Source organism: Thalassospira xiamenensis M-5 = DSM 17429 (assembly GCF_000300235.2).
In the GTDB taxonomy this organism is placed as follows: domain Bacteria; phylum Pseudomonadota; class Alphaproteobacteria; order Rhodospirillales; family Thalassospiraceae; genus Thalassospira; species Thalassospira xiamenensis.
In genome coordinates this window covers 190789-211655 of sequence record NZ_CP004388.1, presented here as the reverse complement: position 1 = coordinate 211655, position 20867 = coordinate 190789, and the positions used below count along the sequence as shown (strand labels likewise).

The 20867-nt window shown below is 54.3% G+C and carries 15 protein-coding genes; 10 read left to right on the top strand and 5 right to left on the bottom strand.

All coding sequences use genetic code 11. The annotated features are described in order from the left end of the window. Positions 1–4: 4 nt before the first annotated feature. From TH3_RS00935 to traI, 10 genes are all read left to right on the top strand, one after another. Positions 5–2188: a hypothetical protein gene (locus TH3_RS00935; protein WP_007092494.1), complete on the top strand. Its 2184-nt coding sequence runs from the start codon at positions 5–7 to the stop codon at positions 2186–2188. Further along, positions 2188–3141: an ATPase, T2SS/T4P/T4SS family gene (locus TH3_RS00930; RefSeq protein ID WP_007092493.1), complete on the top strand. Its 954-nt coding sequence runs from the start codon at positions 2188–2190 to the stop codon at positions 3139–3141. Before TH3_RS00935 ends, TH3_RS00930 begins: the two co-directional genes overlap by 1 nt. Continuing rightward, positions 3141–3746, top strand: coding sequence for a hypothetical protein (locus TH3_RS22760; protein ID WP_007092492.1), 606 nt, complete (start codon positions 3141–3143; stop codon positions 3744–3746). Before TH3_RS00930 ends, TH3_RS22760 begins: the two co-directional genes overlap by 1 nt. Then, positions 3743–5536: a type IV secretory system conjugative DNA transfer family protein gene (locus tag TH3_RS00920; protein WP_040059393.1), complete on the top strand. Its 1794-nt coding sequence runs from the start codon at positions 3743–3745 to the stop codon at positions 5534–5536. The genes TH3_RS22760 and TH3_RS00920 overlap by 4 nt, the downstream gene beginning before the upstream one ends. Next, the gene (locus TH3_RS00915) at positions 5533–5781 is read left to right on the top strand and encodes a hypothetical protein (RefSeq protein ID WP_007092490.1); all 249 of its coding nucleotides are present in this window, start codon (positions 5533–5535) and stop codon (positions 5779–5781) included. The genes TH3_RS00920 and TH3_RS00915 overlap by 4 nt, the downstream gene beginning before the upstream one ends. Then, on the top strand, positions 5774–7933 hold the full coding sequence (locus tag TH3_RS00910) for a zincin-like metallopeptidase domain-containing protein (protein WP_052268342.1): 2160 nt from the start codon (positions 5774–5776) through the stop codon (positions 7931–7933). Before TH3_RS00915 ends, TH3_RS00910 begins: the two co-directional genes overlap by 8 nt. Positions 7934–8009: 76 nt before the next feature. Then, positions 8010–8300 (top strand): hypothetical protein, encoded by a 291-nt coding sequence (locus TH3_RS00905; RefSeq protein ID WP_007092558.1) that lies wholly within the window; start codon positions 8010–8012, stop codon positions 8298–8300. Further along, positions 8287–9276 (top strand): hypothetical protein, encoded by a 990-nt coding sequence (locus TH3_RS00900; protein WP_007092557.1) that lies wholly within the window; start codon positions 8287–8289, stop codon positions 9274–9276. Before TH3_RS00905 ends, TH3_RS00900 begins: the two co-directional genes overlap by 14 nt. Positions 9277–9287: 11 nt before the next feature. Beyond that, positions 9288–9662, top strand: coding sequence for a plasmid mobilization protein (locus TH3_RS00895; RefSeq protein WP_007092556.1), 375 nt, complete (start codon positions 9288–9290; stop codon positions 9660–9662). Then, complete coding sequence (gene traI, locus TH3_RS00890; protein WP_007092555.1) at positions 9659–10816, top strand: TraI/MobA(P) family conjugative relaxase; 1158 nt, start codon at positions 9659–9661, stop codon at positions 10814–10816. The genes TH3_RS00895 and traI overlap by 4 nt, the downstream gene beginning before the upstream one ends. Positions 10817–11260: 444 nt before the next feature. Here the strand turns inward: traI and TH3_RS00885 are convergent, their stop codons facing one another. The 5 genes from TH3_RS00885 to TH3_RS00865 all read right to left on the bottom strand — a co-directional run bounded on the left by TH3_RS00885 (position 11261) and on the right by TH3_RS00865 (position 20866). Beyond that, a complete protein-coding gene (locus TH3_RS00885; RefSeq protein ID WP_007092577.1) occupies positions 11261–12097 on the bottom strand; it encodes an IS5 family transposase in 837 nt (278 codons plus the stop codon). Between the two features lie 405 nt (positions 12098–12502). Then, on the bottom strand, positions 12503–13606 hold the full coding sequence (locus TH3_RS00880; RefSeq protein WP_007092227.1) for a GTP pyrophosphokinase: 1104 nt from the start codon (positions 13604–13606) through the stop codon (positions 12503–12505). A 110-nt stretch (positions 13607–13716) separates the two neighbouring features. Further along, positions 13717–14466, bottom strand: a complete 750-nt coding sequence (locus tag TH3_RS00875) for an HNH endonuclease (RefSeq protein WP_007092226.1) — start codon at positions 14464–14466, stop codon at positions 13717–13719. Beyond that, complete coding sequence (locus TH3_RS00870) at positions 14467–16431, bottom strand: hypothetical protein (protein ID WP_007092225.1); 1965 nt, start codon at positions 16429–16431, stop codon at positions 14467–14469. After that, a complete protein-coding gene (locus tag TH3_RS00865) occupies positions 16415–20866 on the bottom strand; it encodes an Eco57I restriction-modification methylase domain-containing protein (protein WP_007092224.1) in 4452 nt (1483 codons plus the stop codon). The genes TH3_RS00870 and TH3_RS00865 overlap by 17 nt, the downstream gene beginning before the upstream one ends. Position 20867: the final 1 nt, after the last annotated feature.

Here is a 20867-nt window from a genome sequence, read left to right as displayed (position 1 = left end):
AAGCATGAACAAACGAACGCTTTGGTGTTTGCTCCTGTCATCATGTCTGGTGTCCCCGGCACTGGCTCAGTTGGCACAGCAAGAAACAACATCCTCGCAGGTCGAGCCCGGCATCGAGGAAATGGTGCGCAAGGTCAATATCGTGACCCGTGCGAAAACCCGGACCGCCGTCTCGGAAAACGAACCGATGGCGATTGATCTCGGACTGGTCGACGTGCCTGGTGCACCGCCCAAACTGACCGAGGGTGTCACCGCCAAGGCATATGCCCGCTATGTCAATTACGAAGACAGCCTGATCGCGCAACTGGTTCTAACCGGTGTTGAGAAAGACGGCAGATCCGAACCGCTCGATTCAAACGATTTTGTTGCGCAGTTCAATATGGACAGTCCTGAGCTTGATCCAGCTTCGCCTGTCACCATTGAGGGCAATCAGGAAACTCTAATTGCGGCCCTTCAGCGCTTGAATGCGGTCGAAGAAGACGACAAGGAAGAAAAAGAAACCGAAACGGCAGAAGCCGATACCGGTGCCTCCAACACTGTCGGATCGAACGCCTCCAAGAATGCTGATGCGGCAGGCTATTCTACACCAGCGGCTCTTGATGTTGAGGAAGATACCGGCACACCGACCGTGCGCGTGACAACAGAAGGCTGCAACATTCGAGTGGATCTGGCCCAGCTTGTTGCCGTCCAGCAAAGCCGGGTGGAGACCACCGAAGACGGCAATGTGACATCTGGAACATGCGAAGATGGGGCTGATCGCTATCCGCTGGATCGCAGCTACTCGGTTTGCGGCGACACCATCGATATGGAAACCCGCCAGGCAACCGCACAATACCTGCTTTATTACACCGATGGCGGCGGCAACCGGCAGGAAGTTACTGACTGTCTGAAGGATGAAGACAAGGTTTTTGACATCACCGAGAAGACCTCGGCCTGCTCGGTCTATCTTGACTATAACGAGATGATGGCCGTTCCGCAGGCGTCCCTCGTGTATGTCAATGCGAGCAACAATGAAGTCCAGGTCCGCAGCTGCGAACCGTCCGAAGAAATTGCCCCGGTTCCGCTGATCTCTGTCACCGATGGCTGTTCAATCCGGCATGATTTTGCCGCTGGTCGCTCCTATCAGACCGGTCGCCATATCTATGAGCTGAACGGCACCACCTGGCAGGCCGATGCCTGCTCGGACAATGGCACCGAATACCCCCACGAAACGGTTTACAAAAATGCTGCCGGTCAGGAAGTCTGCGCACCGATCATTAATCAGGCGGCAGGCACCGTCACCCGCCAAAGCCGAAAGCAGATCGTGGTCAACGGGGTTGAGCAATTCATCACCGAATGCAAACCCGACAGCGCCAATATCGCCATTCAGTCCACCATCGATGGCTGTGACAATCCATCACTCTGGAACCACGATCTGGCAGCTGGTGCCAGCTATGGCCGTGAGCGGTTTTACTATCTGCTAGATGGCATTCCGCAATATGTCACGCAATGCCAGGACAGTGAAATTGCCTATCCCCACCATGTCGAGACCACCGGCTGGCAAACCCATGATGACCAGTTGTTCGCCTATCGCCTGACCACGGTCTATATCGAAGGTACGCCGAAAGGCCGCTTTAACATCAAGACCAGTGAAGTTCTGCCGGGCGAACCGCAGACCGCCTATATCTATTCAGGCGAATCGCCTGCAACAAACGGTGAGCATTATTATGAAGGCTGCACCCGCTTTGACGCTCGTGATCTGATGCAGTCTTACGAACGACCGGATGGATCAATTCACAAGGTTGTCATCGGCGATGCCTCGCCTTTAAACCTTGGAGACAAATGCACTCAGCAGGTTGTCTGGAGCGAAGTTACAACTCGAAGCTATAGCTCCGATGGGCAACGTTCTGGCGGCCCCTGTGGCACAAGTTCGTATTCGACAACAGTCGGGAGTAACGATAGCCCATGGTCTGATACGCGAAATATGAATTGCACTTGGTCTCGTTCATCAGCGACCAAAACGATTGTGCGTGAAGATGGCGTGGCTATTGGAGATTCAGTTACCCGACTTTGCGAAACAGCACCCAACAGCTACCCCTATATCGTCGGCTACTTCAGTTATAAGCCTCTCTCAAAATACAACTACTCGTTTCCGGCTCACACAAACGCCGTAAAAACCAACTGCATGGGCAGCTGGGGGTGGTGGTAATGAACGCCCTTTCCCCCAATCCGCTGTTTGAAAAGATCCTTGGCCCTCTGGCCAACTATTACGGCGATCTCTCTACCGTCGAAATCCGCATGAACCGCCCGCACCGCGTCGTTACTGAACGACGCGGGGAAGGCAAGCGCGAGATCGAGGATCCTGCTCTTACACTGGCTGCCATCGAACGGATTGCCATCAGCCTCGCCAACCAGCGCGGCCTGAAATTCAATCCCGATGACAGCCCAAAGCTCTCCTGCATCCTGCCCGGCAATCACCGCTGCGAGATCCTCGTTGGTGCATCGGTCAGGTCACATCTGAGCCTTGCAATCCGCTGCAAGCATCCCTTCACCCCGTCCTGGGAACAGGCCGGGGTGACACCGGCCATCCGCGATTATCTGATCGAGAAGGTTGCGGGTGATGCCAACATGATCATCAGCGGAGCCACCAATACCGGCAAGACCACCTTGCTCAACATGTTGCTCGCCACCATCGATCCGGCGCGGCGCGTGCTGGCCATCGAGGACACCCCGGAACTGCATATCGAGCAGTTCTGGGATGGCAATGGCCTGATCGCTGCGCGTGAGGCCGGAACCGGCAGCGGCATGGTGGGCTGGCGCGAGATCTATGATCATCTGATGCGGATCACGCCCGATCACATTCTGTTTGGCGAGATCAGCACCCAGAACGCCTTTGCTGCACTGGCCGCCCTTAATTCCGGTGTCACCGGCTTTATGTGCACCATCCATGCCGAAAGCCCGTGGCAGGCCATTCACCGCAAGTTCGATCAGAACATCGCTTGGGCGGGCGAGACCATGCCGCGTGTGCCGGAGTTTCTTGCAGAACTGGTCGATGTCGTCGTTCAGATCAAACGCAACGCCGATGGCTGGAGACGGATCACCGATATCTGGGAACCGCGTAATGATCGCTATGTGCTCAAGGATGGTAAGGAGGTGGGTTGATGAGCCGGGTCAAGAACAATCCCTCAACCGAGATTTTGCAAGGTGATGATACCCCCAACGATCATCATGCACGGTGCAATCCCCCAACGGACCGGGTTCGCGAATATTCTGTAGCTGCGCACACCATAAACAATGAGGCCAATCCCGACAGTCGTAACAAGTCCCGCGACCAGATAGAAGCCGACAAGAAAATCCACCTTCGCATCTCCTGTTTGAATTCTCTCTACTGTGCCCTGATGTGCCTTTTTGCAGGGCTATGGGCACTCATTGTTTTCATATCAGTCTATGCCGCCATCCGCATGACGGCAACATGGCTCTTAAGACCGCAGCAAACCCTGCTCAACGAACACCCCGCCATCCTCAATGAGTTCATTGGTGCACGGGTGGCCATCGCATGTGTCGCAATGCTTCTTGGCGGACTTTCTGCAGGCATAGCCCATGACCTTCCCCACCTGATCGATCTTTCAACCCTGATCAGAACCGCTGCCCAGGCAAGTGCCGGGTTCTGCGCCCTGATGTGTGCCACAGGCGATATTCAGGCAATTTTTCTGTCCCACAGAACCGCCCCAAACCCCGCCGCCATAGATGGAGGTCATATGTCATGACAGCGATTTATCGAATGTCTCTGCCGGTGATCCTGATCGCCATGATCGCTGCCATTCTCTGGCAATGGCATCTCGCCGTCGGGTTTGACGCGCTGGATCTGCGCTGGTGGCAATGGTCCTTCGATGCCGTCAAACATCCGGCAGGCTTGCCCGATGAAATGCTCCGCCCGGCCATCTGGACCGGGATCGCCGGATTGATCTCCATGTTTGCCATGCTCGCCCTGGCAACGCGAGCCAATAACAGCACCCTTAAGGGCAACCGCAAGGGTGATGAACTGCACGGTTCCGCCCGTTGGGCAAAGCTCAAGGATCTCAAGAAGGCCAGACTGTTTCGCAAAGACGGTGTTGTCGTTGGCGGTTGGCCGTCATGGTTTGGCCGGGTGCGCGAATTGCGTCATGACGGGCCGGAGCATGTCCTGGTCTGGGCTCCAACCCGTACCGGCAAGGGGGTCAGCCTGATCCTGCCCACCCTGCTCAGTTGGCGCGAAAGCATTCTTTGTCTTGATATCAAGGGTGAGAACTTCGCCAAGACGGGTGGCTGGCTTGCCAGCATCGGGCACAAAGTCTTGCGTTTTGAGCCATCCGCAACCAATGGATCAGCCCGCTTCAACCCGCTCGCCGAAGTCCGTGTCGATACCGAACAGGACATCGCCGACTGCCAGAACATCGCGGCCATGATCATCGACCCCGATGGCCAGGGCATGAAGGATTACTGGCGACAGGAAGGCTATGGTTGGCTTTCGGTCGTCTTGCTCCATGTCATCTATCGCGTGCGGCGTGATGAACACCGCGCGGCCTGTTTTGATGATGTGAATACCTTTCTCTCGGGCATTACCGGCGACGGGGACGCGGAAGAAAGCGACGATAATTTCGAGCATATTCTTGCCGACATGGCCGCCTTCGATCACGGCAAAGCGCATGTGAACAAGGAAGTCCGGCGCGGGGCCAACAGCATGATGATCAAAGCTCCGCAGGAACGCTCCGGGGTTCATTCGACCGCCAAAACGCAGCTGACGGTCTTTGCCGATCCGATCATTGCCCGCAATACCGCAACCAGCGACTTCCGCCTTCATGATCTGATGAATGGCGATCAACCGATGGCGCTGTTCCTTGTCGTCTCCCCTGCCGACAAGGACCGCTTGCGGCCTTTGCTTCGTATCATCCTCAATCTTTTCATGCGGCGCATGACCGAACGCATGGAGTTTGGATCGAGTCAGACGGTTGCAGGATACAAACACCGCCTGCTTTTGATGCTCGATGAGTTCACCTCCATCGGCAAGCTGGAGATATTTGAAGAGTCTCTCGCCTTCATGGCGGGCTATGGCCTGAAGGCCATGATCATCGTTCAAAACACCGAACAGCTCTTCAAGCATTATGGCCGTGATGAATCGATCATGGCCAACTGCAAGATCCGCATTGCCTTCACCCCCAACAAGCTCGAAACCGCCAAGCTGCTCTCGGATATGACTGGCAAGGCAACCATTGTGCAAAAGCGCCGCTCTCACTCCGGGCGGATGGGGGATATCGGATCGGTCTCGGACAATCTCGCCGAGACCTCTCGCCCGCTTTTGACACCGGATGAATGCATGCGCCTGCAGATCATCGATACCGATGGCAAAAAACCAATCCCCGGCGATGCCCTGATCTTTGTTGCCGGTCTGCCGCCCATCCTTGGCCGTCAAAAACTCTACTTCCTGGATCGCGAACTGTCTCGTCGTTCGCAAATGACGCCACCGCAAATGGCGATCTCTTCCACGCCCTCGGCATCTCACAAAGGACCCAAATCATGAAAACACCCCATACACCTGAAAAAGGCACGCCTGCGTCTGCAGCGCTGAATGACCAGGACTATCTCGCGCTGGCCTCTTGCATGATCAATGCCGAAAGCCTCAGCGGCCCGGTGCCTGTCGATCCGGATATTGCCGAGGCCATGGGCGCTTTTGCAGAGGACGCGCTTTCCTCTGATGACGCCCTTGATAGTCATTTTGACGGGGTCGATCCGACCGCTGACGCGGAGGGTTCGAACCATGGCTGAGAAGAAGAGAAGCTATCGCGATCAGGTGGTCGAGGAACTGCTTGGCCATATCGAAGCAGGCACAGCACCCTGGCAAAAACCATGGGAACCGGGAAAGGTTCGTATGGCTCCTTTCAATCCGGTTTCTGGCAAAGACTATCGCGGCATCAATGCGCTTTGGCTTGAAATGCGCGGGCGCTCCGATCCGCGCTGGATGACCTATCGCCAGGCGGCGGCCCAGGACGCGCAAGTCCGCAAGGGCGAAAAAGGCACCATGATCGAATACTGGAAATGGTCCGAGCGCGAGAAGATGCTGGATGAAAACGGCAAACCGGTTCTTGACGACAAGGGTATCACCAAAACCCGCGACGTAAGGCTGGACCGTCCCCGGGTGTTTCATGCTGTCGTCTTCAATGCCGAACAGATCGATGGCCTTGCCCCCTATATCGCGCCAGAACCGACCTTCAGCCCGGTGGAACGGGCCGAACAGATCCTCAAGCTGGGCAATGTGCCGATCTTCCATGATCAGAATGACCGGGCCTTTTACCGGAGCTCAACAGATGAGATCCACATGCCCCACCCGGCGGCTTTCAAAGGCCAATATGAATATTACGCCACGGCCCTGCATGAGCTTGGCCACGCCACCGGTCATGGATCACGCATGGCCCGCGAGTTCGGGCCGTTTGGCTCGGAAGTTTACGCCAAGGAAGAGCTGCGCGCCGAAATCGCCAGCTACATGCTGACCACCGAGCTTGGCCTTGGTCATTACCCGGAGCGACATGCCGCCTATGTCGGCTCCTGGATGAAAGCGATCAAGGAAGACCGCAATGCGCTGTTCGCTGCTGCGCGGGATGCAGAAAACATCCGCACCTGGATCATGGAACCGGATCTACGTCAAAGCCTGATCCCGGTAAAAGCCAAAGAGGAAACCAAAACCATCGCCCAAAACCCGGCTGTTGAACGACAGAAGGAAAATGCCATGAGTGATGAGATGTCACAGGCTCCCAACCAGGACACCAACACCGAACGCAAACGCATTTATCTCAATGTGCCGTTCAGTGAAAAGGACGAGGCCAAGGCGCTCGGGGCAAAATGGGATCGCCGTGCCAAGGCTTGGTATGCGCGGGACGATATGGAGCTTGAACCATTCAAACGCTGGCAGGAAACCAAAGCCCAAACCCCTGAGCCGAAGATCAGCCCGGAGCAGGAATTTGCCCAGGCGCTTAAGGAAAACGGTTTGATCCTTGATGGGCCACCGACCATGGATGGCAAGTGGCATCGGGTTGCGGTTGAAGGAGACCGCAAGGGCCAGAAAAGCGGCTCCTATCGCGGTTTCCTTGAAGGTCTCCCGGCAGGCAACATCACCAATTACAAATCCGGGCAGGATCCGGTCAAATGGGTGGCGACCGGCACCAAGATCGATCCCAAGGAGCTGGAACAGGCCAGAGCCGAAGCCGCGGCCCGCAAGGCGGCCCAGGAACAGGAACTGCGCGCGCAATATCGCGCCGTGGCCAAACGCGCTTACGGGATTTTCCAGAACGCCGAACCGGCTCCGGCCAATCATGCTTACCTGCAAAACAAACAGGTGCCTGCAGGCGATCTGCGCATTGATCAATCGGGCAACCTGCTCATGCCGATGGCCAATGACAAGGGCTTTGTCGAGAACATCCAGACCATCCATCCCGATGGCACCAAGATGTATCTCAAGGACGGTAAAAAACGCGGCCTGATGCATGTGATCGAAGGAGATTCCAAAGGCCCGATGATCGTCACTGAAGGCTATTCCACCGGTCAAAGTCTGCATATGGCCAGCGGGTTGACGGTGGTGGTGGCACTTGATTCCGGCAATCTGGCCCCGGTGGCTGAGGCCCTTCACAAGAAGCATCCGGATCGCGCCCTGGTGATTGCCGCCGATGATGATCATGCCAAGCAGGTTAATGCCGGGATCAAGGGAGCCGAACGCGCATCAGAGCTGACCGGCGCGAAGATCCTGCGTCCCGATCTGAGTGACGACGAAAAGGCCAAAGGCCTGACCGACTTTAACGACATCCATCGGGAACGCGGGCTTGAGGCGTTGAAACGCCTTGTCACCGAACAGCTCGACCTGACCAAGCCGAAGGCCAAAACCAGAACACGGGGACGCGAGCAGCAGGCTGCCAGTTTGGCCGTCTGATCCCCGAATGCCGGTGGCGCGATGCACGCCACCGGCCCCCCCCCTTCCTCTTTGCCTTTTACCAGGAGAACGCCTCATGACCGAACAGCATGTGATGGACATTTTTGAAAAGCGCGCCAATCTTGAAGGGGCTCAGGACCTTGATTGCGACGTGTGCGGCCCGGCATTGGTCTTCGCCCTGCAGGCAGGCGAAAACACCTTCTCGCTTGATCTGCCGACCCTCCTGCAATGCCTCCACCTTGCCGAGCAGAAGGCGTCTGTTCCCAAGCTGGGGGCCGCATGGTGGAACAGTGTCATAAACCATTATAACATCGGTTCTTCCCTCCGTGAGACCGTCGCCGGGAGAGCAGATAATGCACGTCTATAAATTGCAGGCGCAGACAGTCGACGAGAAAGAGATCGAGCGCACTGCCTTTGAACGCGACACCAGAAAACTTGAGCCCTGGTATCAGGTCACCGGTGATAAACAGCGCGAATATGCCGTATGTCCGGCCTGCGACAATCCGATCCGTCTGGTGGGGCTTTATGAGGAGCTTCCTCATACCGACCGCCCCTATGGTCGCCACACAGGCAAACCGGTCACCGGGTTTGATTATTTCAATGCCGATAATTTTGAATGGTGTCCCTATGTGCGCAAGAACCAGAGCAAAGGCAGCAGTCGCAAGCGCGGCATGGAAGGCATTTCTCTCAAGATCCTCGGCATCGTTCTGACCCAGTTTGACCGGGTGATTTACATCATTCGCAAAGAGACCGGCATCTGGATCTCGCCCAAAATTGCACTCACCATGCTGGAAAACTGGATTGAAGCAGATGGCTATCGCTTCCACGATGCGACCCTGCGCAACATCCCCTGGATGTTTGCCTATCGCTCCAAAGGGCTCTCGATCTTCGGTCAAAAGATCAGCAAGGGACAGGACGAACTGCGTCAGGCCATCATCGACGGCATTCCCCATGCCCGTTTTGATGAAAAAGGCCGGATTGCAAAAGGTGATCAGTTTTATGAAGTGACCTGGTGCTTTGTTGATTACCGTCGCAAGACCGAAGACGACAGCCTGATCGAGATGGTCGAGTTTGAAGTCTGCGATGGGGATCGCAACGTGGTCTTCGCCAAAACCATAACGTTTGATCCAAGGTATTTTGCAAACCTGATCAATTACAGCAATCCCGACAAACGAGAGCCGCATCTCATCGCAAAGGCCAAAGAGGTCTATGAGCGCAAGTTCGGCACGGATTTTACACGCAGTATCGTCAATCTGGTTGGCGGGTTTGATGCCACCCTTCCCGAGAGTATCCGGACCGAAATGATGCCAGGTGGTTCTCCTTCAGGATCTTCCGGGCAATAGCGGAACAAGAAATGGCCACCGAACGTCACGTCATCAAAACCTATCTCAACGACGAAGAGAAAACCCGCATCGATCAGCTTGCCCACCAGCTGCGACTGTCACGCTCGGAACTGCTCAAACGGTTGTTGATGAATACCAAACTGCCCAGTGCCAGCGACTTTGCCGCATGGCAGGGCATTCGGGATCTTCTGAAGGTCAATGCCGATATGGCCCGCTTGGGCAATCTGTTCAAGCTCGCGCTTGATGAGCCGCTCTCGGCAGATCTGCTCAAGAAGTTCGACCGCCTGAACCGCGATATCGAGGCGACCCAGACCGAGCTCAAAGCCGCCATTGGTGAGATCCGGATGCAACTTCAGCCTGGCAAGAACCTGCAGGGAAAATCATGATTGCAACCCGGATCGGCAAGAAATCTGGTGTGCCAGACAACTATACCCGTCTTGGCCAATATATCGCCGCTGCCGAGGAAAAAGGCGAAAAACTGCATCAGTTCTGGATCCGCAATTGCGATGCCGGCACAAATATCGAGGATCTCGATCTGGCCCTTCTGGAGATCGAAGCAGTTCGGCGACAAAAGCCCGATATTGCCGACAAGACCTATCACCTTGTCGTTTCTTTCCGATCTGGCGAGCAGGACAAACTGACCAAAGAGGATCTGATGGCCATCGAGGCCGAATATGCCAAGGCACTTGGTTACGAAGAGCATCAACGGGTGGCAGGCACCCATATCAATACCGATAATTTCCACATGCATATTGCCTTTAACAAAGTGCATCCGGAAACGCTCAAGATCATTACACCACATAGGGACTTTAAGATTCTCGCCAAGGTCTCGCGCGAAATGGAGAAGAAATACGGTCTCGCCATTGATCCCGGCATGACTGATGGCAAAGAGCGTGATCCAAACAAGCTGTCACCTGCCGCGCGAAATTATGAAGCCCATACCTGGCAGGAATCATTCCAGCGGCATGTGTTGAAACATCGGGAAGAAATACTGGAAGGCTTAGGGAAGGCCAAGAACTGGCGGGAAGCGCACGAGGTTCTGGCGGGATATGACATATCCCTCAAGCTGCGCGGTAATGGGATGGTCCTCATAAGCTCAGATGGGCAGGCGATGAAGGCCAGCCAGCTGGATCGAACGTGCAGCAAAAAGAAGCTTGAAGAACGATTTGGGGTGTTTGAAGCACAGCAAACCAAACCACGCAGCAAAGGCGAACATCTAACCAGAACGAAACGACACTACAAGCCCCGACCGCTTGTTCGGCATCGCAACACCCCTGCCCTTTGGCGTCGCTACCTCAGTACGCGGGAAATCATGCACCGGCAGCCTAGCCTGACGGCACGTGCCTTACGAAACTGGAAGATGTTTTTGTTGATGGAAGCCCATCAGGATCCCTTGGCTATGGTCCTGATAATGGCCCATCGTGAAATGCTGAAAACCCTTTTGGCTACACCAACAGTCGTCCATACACACTCACGCGACAATCAACTACAGAACAAGCTTGCACACGTTAATCTAAACCTCAATCATCGCAACCACTAAAACGTTTGTTTCTTATCAAGACTATAATTAGATATATGCTGTGTGCCCGCACGTTACATTGCGTCTAAGGTTCCGTCCTTACCACTACAGAGTCAACTTATGCGCCTTCGCTCGACACTTTTAGCTTCATTTGTTACAGCCGTATTATTAACTACGGTCGGCTACTTACTTTACGGGCGAAGCATTGAAGCAACAGTACAGCGAGATAATAATCCGTGCCCTTTAGATGCCCCAATAGCAGTTACGATAAGAAACTGGACTCCTTTCACGATTCACCGAACCCACTTTCAAATGGAAGCATGGGCAGAATCTAGAACCGACAACCTGCTGGACTCGGGCCTATTCGGCTATAACGCATCCCGCAAGGTAAATCCTTTTTCATCTGAAACGCTCTGCTACTCGGACAGCTTTTTTACCAGTCCTATGAGAGCCTGATTCAAAAGTTCATCTGACAAAACAATAAGTTGCAATTCTTCGGGCCATCATTCTGATGCTGGCAATATTGATCCAAGCAGTCGCGCTTTCAATTGATTTCTCCCAATCTTTCGCCAATCGTCTGCATCTGTTGAGCCATGCAAACGTGCGTTCCACCACCCAGCGCCGGGGCAAGACTTCAAAGCCTTTTGCCCTGTCAGAGCGTTTGATAATTTCAACTGTCCAGTCACCTTTGCCCTGAAGTGCCGCACGCAGCTTTTCTCCGGCATAGCCGCCATCTGCGAAAATATGGCGCAGCCAGGGGAAACGATATCGAACGGCCTTGAACACGTCCGGGGCACCGTCGCGGTCCTGAACATTGGCACCATGCACCAGAACGAACACCATCAATCCCAGCGTATCGGTGAGGATATGGCGCTTGCGTCCCTTGATCTTCTTGCCGGCATCATAGCCTGAAATCCCGCCACTTTCTGTCGTTTTGACGCTTTGACTGTCAATAACCCCTGCCGTTGGGCTGGCTTCCTTGCCTTCCAGCTCCCGGGTGGCCATGACAAGAATATGATTGATCGATTGCCAAAGTCCGATGTCGCGCCAGTGATAGAAATAATAGCGTACTGTGGAGGCCGGTGGAAAATCTGTAGGCAGCATCCGCCATTGAATACCGCCGCTGGCGATGTAAATAATGGCGTTCATGACTTCGCGCATATCCGTTCTGCGCGGACGTCCGCCCGTTTTGGCGGCAGGGATAAAGGGTGCAATAAGCTCCCATTCTCTGTCGCTTAAATCACTTGGATAACGCAAACAGTCACGGTTATATTGCGGGCGGGTGATATCAGTCCAAGGCATGTGATCCTCCATCTTCTCAACAAAGACGGTTGAATCACAACTGATTGATATCACTCAATTACTTTTTAAACGGGCTCTCAAGCATTCCCATGAGAACACATCCCTAGGAAGAGTCAAACTCGACACAAATAGTATCGTGCGGGAAGTTGACTGGTTCCGTGAAAAGATCAAAGGCATTGAAATACATACTTATGATGCACAGTATATCAATCTTGATTGATCGTTCTGCGCGCTTTCAGCCTTCTTGTCTATCCGAGAAAACTCAAACAACAAAAGACTTAAGCCCCAATTCTAGAACTGTATTTATTGGCTAAACCTAAAATTCTAGATTTGCGAGGACGCCAACCTATTCGCGCTGTAAATCAGTTCTTTAGACCACAATCGTAGTTATCTCTCGATATCCGGCTAACCATTCTTTTCGGCAAAAACAGATAAAATTGCAACTTCTCGCTTGTTCCTGTGCGTATCCGAAAATTTGTTCTGGAGTTCAATTTTTTTCTTAATAATCGCGGCCACTACAAAAAGATCACAAGTACAGGCAGAAATACTGGGCCTAGTACGATTATTTTTATTCAAGAACCGAGCAAGTGCCATGGTTTCGTTTCGTGCATTTATCAGTGAATACGGTGAAAAATGAATCGAAACCTCGTTTGGATGATTCCAGCCAAGTGCAACAAGGACAGATAACAACTCTGATACACCTGAATAATAATCCATTGGTACATTATTAATCTTAGGACCAAAATGACTCTCTAAAAACTGTGATAAGTTAAATTCATCATAGAATTTATCACTCTCAATATCATAATTAAGCCTCTCTTGCCTCTCACGAATTTCTCTTGAGTGTAGAAGGCTTTGAATAATATTGTCCCCTGTCTTCGTAAGATGTCCAAGAGAGTCGATTGCATCACGCTCGGCCTCAGACAACTCCCCAGACAAAGATTTGTAGACCGTGTCATGCTCTATCTCATTCCAAACATGAGCTAGGAGACTTGTGATCTGCAGCTCGCACTTATCAAATTTGAGATTCGCGAAATCCCCTTGCAAGTCATTCTCGTGGACCGAAACCATCATGTGGGTTGCACGATAATGATTCCGAGGATTGTTTCTTATTCTGATGTGCTCCTCTTTACGCTCCAAATCAAAATCCACGCTGTACCCTTGAGGCGTAGAAAAAATAGACTTAATTATTCCAACAACGGCCTCTCTATCTTGTTCTGTGTAAGTCATAATACGTGCGGCAGCTAGATCGCTTACTCCAGACAGAACCACCTCTGGACTTCCCTCAAATTTGCGCTTTTTTTCCGCGTCTTTGCTCCATTTTATTAACTTGCCACGAAGGCTTTGCGAACTCTTTACGCGAGAGGAAACACGCGCCAATATTCCTTTCTGCGAAAGTTCTTGTTCCAACTTCGCTGTAACAAAGCGAACCAATTTTCCTAATCGGTCAATTTCCTTACTTTCGAAAAAGTCAATCACTTCACCGATTTTCTCATCAAAACCGCTCAACGCACCCTCCAGAGTATCATTTACACGTCGTGATCGTCATATTGACCTCTTACAAAATGCAGGTTCGACCTGTTCACGTCCTTCCTTTGGAAGAGGCTCTCATCATCAGATCACTTAAAAATATGCTGTCGATGCCAATCAAGATTGCGCCTATGCATGTCCGTTAGCAGAACAGGTTTCGTCCAAGTTAAACAGTTTCTAGCTGCTACCCCTAGTTTACTAGAGAACAATGGACAGCCGGAATCATCAAACGTCACAAACCCGGTGTCGAAAGCCGCATCCCACAACGCAGAAAGGAGAAGCCCGTTGTGCACATCCAATCGTTGTTCATCAGTCTCGCATTGAGACCACGGTATGATGTGCGAGGCGCGCAGCAGCGCGGGGTCAGTGATGTCGGTCAGCGGGCAGCGGCTCTGCCAATAGTCAATGAGACTCGCTCGGAAGATGTTCTGGCCTATACGCTGGACAACGAGCCGTTCGGCCTCGGTCGTCGTAGGCAGTTCCTTGACCTTTGCCAGGAACTCCCGAAGCGGCACATCAGGAAGGCTTACTGCCAGTTGGTAGACGCGCGGCAACATGCTGTAAAGCTGCCCCAGCGTTTCGAAGGTGTAGCGGGAAAGACCGGGGCCGGGTATTTCCGCGATAGGGAGATCCAGCTCCTCGATGACGCCCGCATGATCTAGAGCTAGGAACCACGGCCCCTCTGCGTCAGCAGCAGCGAGATGGATCGTGCCGGGCACGGTGGTCGAGCTAAAGGCTGCCCATCCGCCCACCTCGCCCAGTTCTCGGCGGAAGCCGTTTTGAAACGCAACTTTGGCGCATTCCTGCCGTATGACGAAATTTTGCGGGATCTGGATCATCTACAAGTTCTGCCCCAGCAAACGCTCCTCGCCAGGAGAGCCTCGTAGAGTCAGCCTTAGCCATGGTTCGACAAGTTGATCCTGCGGCGGCTGTGTCGTAGTGGTTATGATATATTGAAAATGCGGCTGCTCAGTTGCCTCTTCTAATGCTTGGATGAACCTGAAAAGGGCGTGATAAATGGTCAGCCCCAAATCAGCCTCACGAGGGCTGTCGTGCAACAAAAAAGCCGGAAGACGTGTTTTCCCCTCTACGCTCAAACACATGCAGGCTAAATCAAAAGCCAGAACTTTAAGCGATTCAATCGCGGCTGTTTTTCGATCACCGCCATCAATAATTTTGGGTTCCAATCCTTTACCGGTCAATTTGACTTCACCGCTTGCGGACGGACCAAGAAGGGCACGGACAATCGGATCGAAGCGTTCAGTGACTTCCGTAAAGACAGCGGCCTGGTTGCTTCGAAATTTTTCGAATTTTCCTTTAATATTGCTTTGCTTCTGTTCAAGAGCATCTAATGCTTTACGAACACTGACCTTTTCATCAAAAGCACGGCTCAATTCTTCCACTTTTTTCTTGTGGCTCAGCGCAGTCTCCCAAGCCAAAGAGCGGTTATCTCGAGCGTCCTCCAATCTTTTCAGGTGAGCTGCCGCTCTATCTTTTGCCTGCTGCGCCAGAGCTATTTCCGGCTGTTGTACGCTAACCCGTGCCTTTAATCGCTTAACGATCTCATCTTGTTCCGCAATCTCCTGCCGTTTCCTCTCGAACCGGGTCCGACATGCGTCTTCATCAAAAGGATTACGCGACAGGTTGCAGCCGTCAGCCAAAGCCTTGTCTAGCGGCACTTCACAAATAGGACAAACAGGGGACGCTGCCATTTGGGCAGCCGACGATAATCCGGGCACTTCGCTTTGAAGGTTCGTCAGCAACCTCTCTTCGGCAGGCAATCGTGCATTGATTTCCTTCCGCTCGGCTTCAAGTCGATCAAATGTGCTTCGGGCATCATTCAAAGTTCTTCTTGCGGTCTCAATATCCGTTGTTCCCATTTCAGGAAGCATCGCTGCCTTGGCGAGCTTGTTTTCGGCTTCTTTCCGCAACACATCAATCAGCAACGGCATTTCAGGCAAAGACTTTCCTACGAGCCCGAGTGCAGTAATGAGGACATTCTGTTCCCGCTCTACGGTCCAGGCAAGGTGACTGAACTGCGTTTCCTTAGTGGTGATTTCGGATTTCAGGTTGTCGGCGGAAGTTTGATTTTGGCTTTCTTCTTCGGTAATCGCGCGCAGAAAAGCCCGCACTGCCGCGACCCGCAAGGCTTTGTTGTCACCGCTGGCCGGAACCGGCGCTTCAGATCCAGACGACGGATCGCGCCAGTCAAGGATATGATCGAACCGGCATTCTTGGTCTCGGGTCAGCCAAGCTAGTGCAATAGGCCAAGCAGCTTGGCCTGGTTGCGTCCGCACAAGCCTTGTAATCTCTGGCGTTATGACGGCTTCTTCAATCGCTTGGACAAGCGTTTCTATGCCAGTTGTGGGCGTATCATCATCCGCGACAGTGTCCAGATCGCCATGTTGTAAAGCGACATGACGGCGCCGCAATCCAAGAGGACGGATCACGGCCCAACATACGCCATCCAACATGACCTCCGCTCCGACCATTCCATTGGGAAAGGCGACACCGATGCGCTTTCTTTGTTCTTCATCGGCAAAACGTCCCTCGCCCATACAATAACGCAGCAGGCGACAAAATAGGGTCTTTCCCGCCCCGTGACCAATGGAACCACCTTCCGCTTCAGCCCCGTCGGGAGACCAGATGATATTCAATCCCGGTCGCAAATGAATGTCGCGAATAGGCTTTTCACCGGGTTCCTTCCATACCGCGAGGCGGCGCACCCACAGACGCGGTCCTGCCGCCCCGGTTGGTGGTGTCAGCTCAAGTTTGCTTTCGAACAAATCATGCGACTGCTGCATCACGCACCCACCTTTGAATCTCGCCCGGTAATTGCTCGACGGTCTGGTCGAGTTTAAGCGTTGCCAGAGCTTCCAGAACAAAGGCGGCCCGCCCGTCGGGCCAACCGGTGGTTTCGAAGACTTCCAAGCCCGTTCCTTGCGCCCAAGTTCCGGCGGCAAGATCTTCGATCAAGCGGCCATTGCCACGATGGTTGCTCAAGGCAGCACCCCACACGGGATTGATCCGTTGTATGAAGCCAGTCACGTTACCCTGCAAGGGCTCGGCCTCCTGCCCTGCCAGCCGTCGCCACTCCTGCGACAATGGATCGGAAAGCAACGGGGTTAATAGACGTGGCTCCAGCATCATCACCGCAGCTATCCGTACTGTGCGCGCCGATGTCGGCCCGTCCAAAGCTTTCAAAATAGCTGCCAAAGCTGCTGCAGTGTCACCTGGTGCCTGCGTGGCACGAACAAACGCGCCATCGGGCAATGCCGAGAGGTTAAGCAGTTTAGGCACCCGCGATACGGGTTCAACTGCCCCGGCCATAGTGAACCCGAGCGTATCAAAAGTGCCATCCGCTTCCATCCGGTCCCAGGCAGCTAGGACGAGACGTTGGGTGCGATACTCGCCATGTTGGCGGATTTCCTTTTCCTTCAGAACGCGAAAAGTTTCCGAGGGGTAGTCGTGGCCCTTCACGTCGGCGGGGTCAAGGATGTAGCGCAGCTCGTCGCGGGTCAGGCCGTAGGCGCGGGCGTAGAAGGCGTCGAGATCGGCGCGTAGGAGCGCGCGGCGGTCCTCGTCCCAGGCGAAGGGCGGGCCGTCATGGCCCAGATCGCGGGCGAAGGGGGCGAGGCTGTGCGAGGTGTAGGTGAGTTCCAGCACCTTCGGGGTGATGAATGCCAGGCGGGGTTCGGTGTAGAATTCGGGGGGAAAGACTGCAAACTGCTTGAGATATCCATATGTTAAGTGTGTGCCGCCAACTGACTGCCGCGCAACGAAATCAGCGGGAATTGAATTCAAGTTGCCGATCAGACAGCTAAAAAGCTTTGAGTTTTGCGCAGAGAATACGAGTGGACATGTGTTGCCTGTGCCTGCAACGGGTAAAACCGAAAAGATTGCTGTTCTTTCGTCTGTTGATCGGCAGATGTCGCGGAAAGCAAAGATATACCTGCGCCCAGAAAGCCGTTGAGCAAGCCTTTCCTCTACTTCGCCCTTTTCGATCCAATATCGCGGCTCAACTTCAGTTGAAACATTTGTCTTGGTTTCGATAGGGAGTGCTGCTGTCTGGCCAGCTTCGTCATAGGTGACCCAGCGGTGGTCAAAGATATGAAACATCTTCGCTTCATACAGGGGAACGAAGTACTGGGCCGACGCTGTTTTATTCGTCCAATTCACTCCATCCCGGATGAAACCAAGTGCTTGCAGTTGCTCATGCGTTCGAAATAGACCGCTGTCGTTGGCCATGTCGAATGGTCGCGAAAAACTGATATTCCAAGGGTTACCCTTTTCGACATCGCTGTCCTCAATTAGCACCCGCGCTCCGCGATACATCTTTGCGGTAAGTTCCGCATCTGCGCGCGAGCGAAACACGGGCGCAGTGTTAGTGTTGGGATTGATCGCCGCGATATCGGCGGGCGTGAGAGCAAAGTTGCGTTCTGTTTCAACAAGTTGCGACGGATCAGTCAGGAAGAACGCGAAACGCGCGTTGCTTTCATCGCGGCCCAAGGTAAGCAGGGCGAATTTAAAGCTGCGGTGAACGCCTGAAAAAATTGGTGCGGAGTTTTCGAAGTCCACGAGCTTTGCAAGCCGCCGCGCTCCCACAAGATGGGCGAAGAAGGGCGCAGTGGTTGCATCGGTTGCGATACCAGTGGGTACAATTATCCCCGCACGCAGCCTAGCAAGATTGGCGAACAGCTCTGCGAACAAGGCATAAGTGTTCACGTCGCCTCGTCCGGTCAGCGCAAAGCGCCCACCATCTTCGCCCGGCACACGAACGAATTCACTGGTCGCCTCGGCCTCGCGCTTGGCCTCTATGAAAGCATCGAACAGCGCGCGGTCTGTGGTTCCCGGCGCGACCTTCTCCAGCGCCTTGATCAGTCGGTCGCGCGCGGCCTTGTTTGGCGCGTTGGCGATCTCGGGCGAGCGGGAGGCAAAAAACTCCTGCTCCTGCAGCTTGATCCGCTCCCACGGCGGGTTGCCCAACACCACATCGAACCCGCCGCGCTGCATCACGTCGGGGAACTCCAGCGGCCAATGCAGGGCTCGGGCGTTTCGGGCGACCTTGGGCGCCTCGACCATCGCCTGCCGCATCTTGCCCTGATTGAGGGCCATCCACAGCTCCTCGGTCGTCGGCACTGTTCGCTCCGACGCTCCCGCCGGTGCGCCGTCCACCTTGGGCAGCAGGAAGGCCGCCACATAGAGATCCGCCGCCGCCTTGCCGCGGACAAAGGTCTGCCCCTTACGTAGCTCCTTGAACCGCTCGGCCTTGGCGTCGATCTGCTCCACCGTATCCTCGGGCAGATCGCGGAAGCCCGAGAAATCCAGCGCCAAAGGTTTCATCGTGGGCATGGCAGCCTGTCCAGTTCCGAAATCGAACCCTCCTTGGCCCTTTTTCGTATCCTTGTTGGCCTGCAGATAGTATTTCGCCGTGCCCTTATCGTCGCCGGTTAACGGTTTGTAGGCGGCATCCGGAATTCCGGCTTCCAGCACCTTCAGATCGAAGACGCCGAGCAGTGCGTCACCGCAACGGATCTGCGCGTCGAAGAAGCCAAGGGGAAGGCCGGGGTCGACCGTCTCGATCCAGAGCGCGACCTTGGTCAGTTCCACCGCCATCGGGTTGCGGTCAACTCCGTGCAGGCAGGACCGCGCGACATCGCGCAGGGCATGGCGGAAATCGTCGAGCGATGGCGTTCCATCGGCGCGGATACGGGCCAGCCGCGTTGCGATGCGACGGGCGGCGGCCAGCAGGAAGTGGCCCGAGCCGCAGGCGGGGTCGATAATCGAGAGCTTCAGAAGCTCCTTGGCCGGATCGTCCGCCTCGGCCTCCGTCTTGTCGAGCACGGGATCGAGTGCGGTGTCGAGCAGCGCCTGAACGAGACTGTCCGGTGTGTAGTAAGAGCCGGTGGTCTTGCGCTGGTTGCCCTTCTGCTCTGCGGCCTCGGAGGCGAAAATCAGTGTCTTTCCGTCGTCGCCTAGCTGAGGCTGCAGTTCGAGGAGGGATTCGTAAACCGAGCCCAGCTCCTCAGTCTCCATCGCGCGCCAATTCACGGGGACCATACCGGTTTTATCTGAGAGCCAGGAGAGGCGGTAGAGCGCCTCCATGAAGGCCTTATTGCGCAGGCGGGCGGTTTCGAGGTGCGGCAAACGGTCCTCTGCAAAGAGACCTCCAAGAGCAGGCAAGGCAAGTTTAGGTTGGCCGTGCGCGAGCCCACGGAAGATAATCTTTATACCTTCGTAGCGGTCGTGATGCTTGTCCCAAGTTGCAGCGCGATAACATTGCTTACGCAAAACTGCGAGGGAGTAGCCTTGAGCGTATAAGGCACGGGCGTCAGTTCGGGCATCGGTTGGATGCAGTAGATTTCGATCCTCGGCTACCATGAGGAATATCAGCCGGTATACAAGGCGAAGGAGCTCATTAAACCAATCCGTGAGGTTCACTTCGCCTGAATTCAGCTTCCGGGCTAATTCGGGATTGGCTTCGAGGAAACCGGATCCGAGCACTTTCAGCGCGATTTGCACCTGGTCGGCAAGGCGATCTCGGGCAGCCTCGCCTTCTTTTGAGCCGCTGTCTCTCCAGCGTTCCAATGCACAGTCCGTTGCAGGAGCACCTTCACTCCCGAAACGAGACCGGTGGATCAAAAGCCAGAGTACTGCAAAAGAAGCAATATCCTCGTTCGAAAATATTTGAACCAGGTCAGCCTCAATATAGGCAGGTCGTGTAAGGGAGGCGTTGTCCCGCATGAGCCTTAAATGCAGACCATTGGTAACGATACCCCAAAGTGCCTCGTCGTTGTCGTTGAGATAGTCTTGAAGAGCAAAGGCCGGTGAACGCGACCGGTCGACGGATAAAGTCGGACTGCGGCGATCGAGCACTTCAGATGATGGCACCACAACGACGGGTACTCGCCCACCTGCAATCATGGCGACGGGAGCGTCTGCTGTGTGAAGGTCTTCGTATCCGAACGTCTCCTTGAAAAAACCCGACACAAAACGACGTGTGGCGTCTTGAGACGGCGTCTTGATCTCAGAGTATGCGTCGTAATGGGACTGTCCGACGCGAAAAGCCGTCGCAATTTCCTCACGGATAGAGAGCCCCCTTCGAACGGCATAGTCTTCCGGTGCCTGTTCTGCTGCTGTCCTATGATCGATTTTAGCTATCATAGCAGGCGCAATCAGATTGCCCTCTAGACTTAGGGAAGGCCACGCTGACATATCGGTAATTGGTTTGCGCGCCATA